Here is a 5,003-nt window from a genome sequence, read left to right as displayed (position 1 = left end):
AGATGTGTATAAGTGACAGGGGACGGGCCGCGAGCCCTCGGGTGCGGCGCGCGACAATGGCTGTATGGACCCGATTCCCTCCCCCACGGAGCAGGCTCTGCATGCCGCCCGCGCCCTGGTCATGGCCGACCTCGCAGCCCGTGAAGTGGCCCGTGCGGACGTCGTCTCCCTGGTCGAGGACGCGGTGGTGCACCGCCGTTGGTGGGTGGAGCAGTGGCCGGAGGGCGCGGAGTACGTCACGGGCCTGATAGCCCAGGACGTACAGGACGCGCTGCTCGAACGGTACGGCCGCTGGCCGATCTGCCCGGTGTGCGCGGAGGGGGAGCCGCACGCGCTGGAGGTGGCGCCGGAGCTCGGGCCGGACCCGCACTGGGTGTGCGCCAAGGCGTCCGTGATCGTGGCGCCGGTCGGCGGTCTGCGGTGACGGCGTGACGGTCTACATCGACCCGCCGACGTGGCCCGGGCACGGCCGGATGTGGTCGCACCTGGTGAGCGACGTGTCGTTCGAGGAGCTGCACGCCTTCGCGGCGGCGATCGGCTGCCCGCCGAAGGCGTTCGAGCGGGACCACTACGACGTACCGGACGTGCGGTACGCGGACGCGGTGCGGGCGGGTGCGGTGGAGGTGGGCTCGAAGGAGCTCGTACGCCGGCTCACGGCGGCGGGACTGCGGCGGCCGAAGGGGCGGCCGGCGTAGGGCGGCCGCCCCCGCTGACGGCAGGTCTTGGGCCACGAAGCCCTCGGTGTCCAGTTCGCCGCCGAAGGGCTCGGGCAGGGCGACCGGTTCCCCGAAAGGCTTGCGCAGGCCGGTCCGGTACATGCCGTTGCGCGGATCGGAGAACAGAGTGACCGCCGGACCGCCTTCGTCGTAGCGATCGCGTCCCACGATCAGGTGAGCGACGCACCGGTCTCAGAGCCGTTGGCGCGTGCCGTCTCCGGGGCGTGCGCCTCCGAGCCCGTCACCACGAGCGAGTCGGTGCCCACCCTGCGCTGGAGCCGCAGCGAGAACGCCACCGCCACCAGCGCCAGTACCGTCATCGCCGCGCCCGCCCAGGCCGTCGCGGCGAAACCGAAGCCCGCGTCGATCACCGTGCCGCCGAGCCACGGGCCGCCCGTGTTGCCCAGGTTGAACGCCGCCGTGGTCGTCGCCCCGGCCAGGGTCGGGGCCGCGCCCGCGACGTTGAACATCCGGGCGTTGAGCGCCGGCGCCGTGTAGAACGCCGAGAGGCCGAGCAGGAACGAAAGCGCCACCGCCACCGCCGCGCCGGAGGCGAACAGCGCCAGCACCACCAGGAAGACCGTCGACGCCGCGATGCCGCTGAGCAGGACGCCGAACAGGTGCGCGTCCGCGACCCGGCCGCCCACCGTCGTACCCACCAGCGCCCCGATGCCGAACAGCGCCAGGACCGTGGGCACCCAGCCCGCGTCGAGCCCGGCCACATCCGTCAGCAGCGGCGCGAGGTAGCTGAACGCGCAGAAGACGCCGCCCGCCGCCAGCGCCGTGATCGTGATCGCGAGCCAGACCTGGCCGTCGCGGTAGATCGCCAGTTCCTGGCCGAGCCGCGGCTTTCGCGCCGGGAGCGGGATGCGCGGGATCGACGTCACGACGCCCACCAGCGCGAGCGCGGACGCCGCGCCCACCGCCCAGAACGCCGACCGCCAGCCGAGGTGCTCGCCGAGGAACGCCCCGGCCGGCACGCCCAGCACGTTCGCGATGCTCAGCCCGCCGATCATGACGGCCATCGCCCGCGCCCGCGAATCCACCGGCACCATCGCGATGGCGACCGCCGCCCCCACCGCCCAGAACCCGGCGCACGCGAAGGCGCTCACGACGCGCGAGGCGAACAGCAGCTCGTACGAGGGCGCCAGCGCGCCGGCGACCTGCCCGAGGCCGAAGACCGTGATCAGGGTGATCAGGGTCGTACGGCGGGGCAGGCGCAGCGTGGCGACGGCCAGCAGCGGCGCGCCGATCACCATGCCGATGGCGAAGGCCGAGATCAGGAGCCCGGCCTGCGGGATCGATACGTCCATGTCGGCGGCGATCGGCGGCAGCAGCCCGGACAGCATGAATTCGCTGGTGCCGAGGGCGAAGACCGCCAGGCCGAGTATGTAGACGGCCAGGGGCATACGGGTGCGTCGGTCGGCGGAGTCAGGCATGACAGGCAAGAACACCGCTGTCGGCGCTCGCATTCCCCCCCTGTCTCAGACCGTGAGCAGGTCCAGTTCCGTCGCCAGGTTCTGCCGCGCCCGCGCCTCCCACTCGGCCCGCCCGTGCGGCGTACGGAACAGGGCCGGCAGGTCCAGGAGCTGCCGCAGGACCGCCGCGCGCCCTGCGCGGAACGCGTCGTCGGGCACGAAGCCGTACTCCTCGCGGACCGCCGCCGCGTAGGCGGCGTACGCCGCCGGGGCCGAGGCCAGGACCGCCAGGTCCGCGTCGCACAGCGCCTCGCCGTTGGTGTCGTGGGGGGCCGGGTCGTGGCCGGCGGTGAGGCGGACCAGGCGCGCGACCTCGGCCGTACGGGCCTCGTCGAGCCCCAGCTCGGCCAGCGCGCGCTCGGCGAGGACGGCGCTGCGCTCCTCGTTCTCGGAGCGGTCGGGGCGGTAGACCGCGTCGTGGAACCACGCGGCGAGGCGGACGGCCGCCGGATCGCCGGCGTGCCCGGCCAGCGTGTCGAGGTGGCCGAGGACCGCGACCAGGTGATCGGTCGAGTGGTAGCGCCGCTGCGGCTCGGCCCAGCGGGCGAGGAGGTTCTCGGCGTACGGGCGGGGGTCGGCGGACAGCTCACCGGCGGCCGGGAGCGTGTCCAGCCAGCGGCGGACCAGGTCGTCGTGCGCGGGGTGCGGCGGGGTGGCGGCCGTGGCGTTCATGGACGTCATTGTGCCGGGCGGCGCGGCCGGCCCCGGTGGGGACCGGGCATCGCGGCTAGCGCACACGCCGGACCGCCCCCGCGCGAAGGCCGGTGGCGTACCCGGGCTTCGCACGAGAGCGGTGCCGGTCCTCAGCTGGCGGCCGCCTTGAAGCCGCGCAGGCGCAGCGAGTTGCCGACGACGAAGACCGACGAGAAGGCCATGGCCGCTCCGGCGATCATCGGGTTGAGGAGGCCGGCCGCGGCCAGCGGGAGGGCGGCGACGTTGTAGGCGAAGGCCCAGAAGAGGTTGGACCTGATGGTGCCCAGCGTCCGGCGCGACAGGCGGATCGCGTCGGCCGCGGCGAGCAGGTCGCCCCGTACCAGCGTCAGGTCGCCCGCCTCGATCGCGGCGTCGGTACCGGTCCCCATGGCCAGTCCGAGATCGGCCTGGGCGAGCGCGGCGGCGTCGTTGACGCCGTCGCCGACCATGGCCACGCTGCGCCCCTGGTCCTGGAGCCTCTTCACGACGTCGACCTTGTCCTCGGGCATGACCTCCGCGAACACCTCCTCGATGCCCACCTCGCGGGCCACCGACTCGGCGACGGCCCGGTTGTCGCCGGTCAGCAGGATGGGTGTCAGGCCGAGTGAGCGCAGCCTGCGGACCGCCTCGGCGCTGGTGTCCTTGACCGCGTCCGCGACCTCCAGCACCGCGCGGGCCTCGCCGTCCCAGGCCACCGCGATCGCGGTACGGCCCGCCGCCTCGGCGTCGGCCCTGGCCCGCTCCAGCGCCACGGGGAGCTCGATCGCCCACTCGGCGAGCAGCTTGGTGCGGCCGACCAGGACCGCGTGGCCCTCGACGACGCCCTGGACGCCGAGTCCGGGCACGTTCGCGAAGTCCTCGGGGGTGGGCAGGGGCCCGCCCGTCCGCTCGACGGCGCCGGCGGCCACGGCCCGGGCGACGGGGTGCTCGGAGGCGTGCTCCAGGGCGCCCGCCAGGCGCAGTACCTCCGTCTCGGTGGTGGTGGGGGCCGGGTGGACGGCGAGGAGGGTCATCCGGCCGGTGGTGACGGTGCCGGTCTTGTCGAGGACGATCGTGTCGGCCCTGCGGGTGCTCTCCAGCACTTCGGGGCCCTTGATCAGGATGCCGAGCTGTGCGCCGCGGCCGGTGCCGACCATGAGGGCGGTCGGGGTGGCCAGCCCGAGCGCGCACGGGCAGGCGATGATCAGCACGGCCACGGCGGCGGTGAACGCGGCGGTCAGTCCGGCTCCGGTGCCGAGCCAGAAGCCGAGGGTGCCGAGCGCCAGGGCGATGACGACGGGGACGAAGACGGCGGAGATCCTGTCGGCCAGGCGCTGGGCGGCGGCCTTGCCGTTCTGGGCGTCCTCCACGAGCTTGGCCATGCGGGCGAGCTGGGTGTCCGCGCCGACCCGGGTCGCCTCGACGACCAGGCGGCCGCCGGCGTTGAGGGTGGCGCCGGTGACGGTGTCGCCGGGGGCGACCTCGACCGGCACGGACTCGCCGGTGAGCAGGGCGGCGTCGACGGCGGAGGTGCCTTCGACGACCGTGCCGTCGGTGGCGATCTTCTCGCCCGGGCGGACCAGGAACCGGTCGCCGACGGCCAGCCGGTCGGTCGGGACCGTCTCCTCCCGGCTGCCGCCGTCGCGCAGTACGGTCACGCTCTTGGCGCCCAGCTCCAGCAGCGCCTTCAGGGCCGCGCCGGCCTTGCGCTTGGAGCGCGCCTCGAAGTAGCGCCCGGCCAGGATGAACGCGGTGACGCCGGCCGCCGCCTCCAGGTAGATGTTCCCGGCCCCGTCGCCGCGCGAGACGGTCAGCTCGAAGGGGTGGGTCATGCCGGGGGTGCCGGCGGTCCCGAAGAACAGGGCCCACACGGACCACAGGAACGCGGCCGACGTGCCGACCGAGATCAGGGTGTCCATCGTGGCCGCGCCGTGCCGGGCGTTGGTCCACGCGGCGCGGTGGAAGGGCCAGGCGGCGTACGTCACGACGGGGGCGGCCAGCGTCAGGGACAGCCACTGCCAGTAATCGATCTGGAGGGCGGGGACCATCGCCATCGCGACCACGGGGACGGCGAGGAGGGTCGCGGTGAGCAGCCGCCGCCGGAGGGGGCCGAGTTCGTCGTCGTCGGCGGACGGGG

The 5,003-nt window shown here is 74.4% G+C and carries 5 protein-coding genes; 2 read left to right on the top strand and 3 right to left on the bottom strand.

What is annotated here, in order from left to right:
* Positions 1-64 precede the first annotated feature (64 nt).
* Together E2E34_RS31100 and E2E34_RS31095 are read left to right on the top strand one after the other, a co-directional pair.
* Positions 65-424: a DUF8819 family protein gene (locus E2E34_RS31100; protein WP_138905198.1), complete on the top strand. Its 360-nt coding sequence runs from the start codon at positions 65-67 to the stop codon at positions 422-424.
* 4 nt (positions 425-428) lie between these two features.
* A complete protein-coding gene (locus E2E34_RS31095) occupies positions 429-695 on the top strand; it encodes a DUF4031 domain-containing protein (protein WP_138905197.1) in 267 nt (88 codons plus the stop codon).
* A gap of 191 nt (positions 696-886) precedes the next feature.
* Here the strand turns inward: E2E34_RS31095 and E2E34_RS31090 are convergent, their stop codons facing one another.
* From E2E34_RS31090 to E2E34_RS31080, 3 genes are all read right to left on the bottom strand, one after another.
* Positions 887-2,125 (bottom strand): Cmx/CmrA family chloramphenicol efflux MFS transporter, encoded by a 1,239-nt coding sequence (locus E2E34_RS31090; protein ID WP_138905199.1) that lies wholly within the window; start codon positions 2,123-2,125, stop codon positions 887-889.
* 75 nt (positions 2,126-2,200) lie between these two features.
* Positions 2,201-2,866, bottom strand: a complete 666-nt coding sequence (locus tag E2E34_RS31085) for an HD domain-containing protein (protein WP_138905196.1) — start codon at positions 2,864-2,866, stop codon at positions 2,201-2,203.
* 131 nt (positions 2,867-2,997) lie between these two features.
* Positions 2,998-5,003 (bottom strand): copper-translocating P-type ATPase (locus E2E34_RS31080; protein ID WP_138905195.1); only part of this gene is annotated, 2,006 nt, incomplete at its 5' end.

This window comes from Streptomyces albidochromogenes, from assembly GCF_005981925.1.
Lineage (GTDB): Bacteria > Actinomycetota > Actinomycetes > Streptomycetales > Streptomycetaceae > Streptomyces > Streptomyces albidochromogenes.
Note: the sequence above shows the minus strand (reverse complement) of the source record. Positions and strands in the feature narration are given on the sequence as shown.

What these genes read in the sequence shown, in the direction of transcription:
- E2E34_RS31090 (WP_138905199.1), bottom strand. Translation starts at nt 2,125, where the DNA reads ATGCCCCTGGCCGTCTACATACTCGGCCTGGCGGTCTTCGCCCTCGGC.
- E2E34_RS31085 (WP_138905196.1), bottom strand. Translation starts at nt 2,866, where the DNA reads ATGAACGCCACGGCCGCCACCCCGCCGCACCCCGCGCACGACGACCTG.
- E2E34_RS31100 (WP_138905198.1), top strand. Translation starts at nt 65, where the DNA reads ATGGACCCGATTCCCTCCCCCACGGAGCAGGCTCTGCATGCCGCCCGC.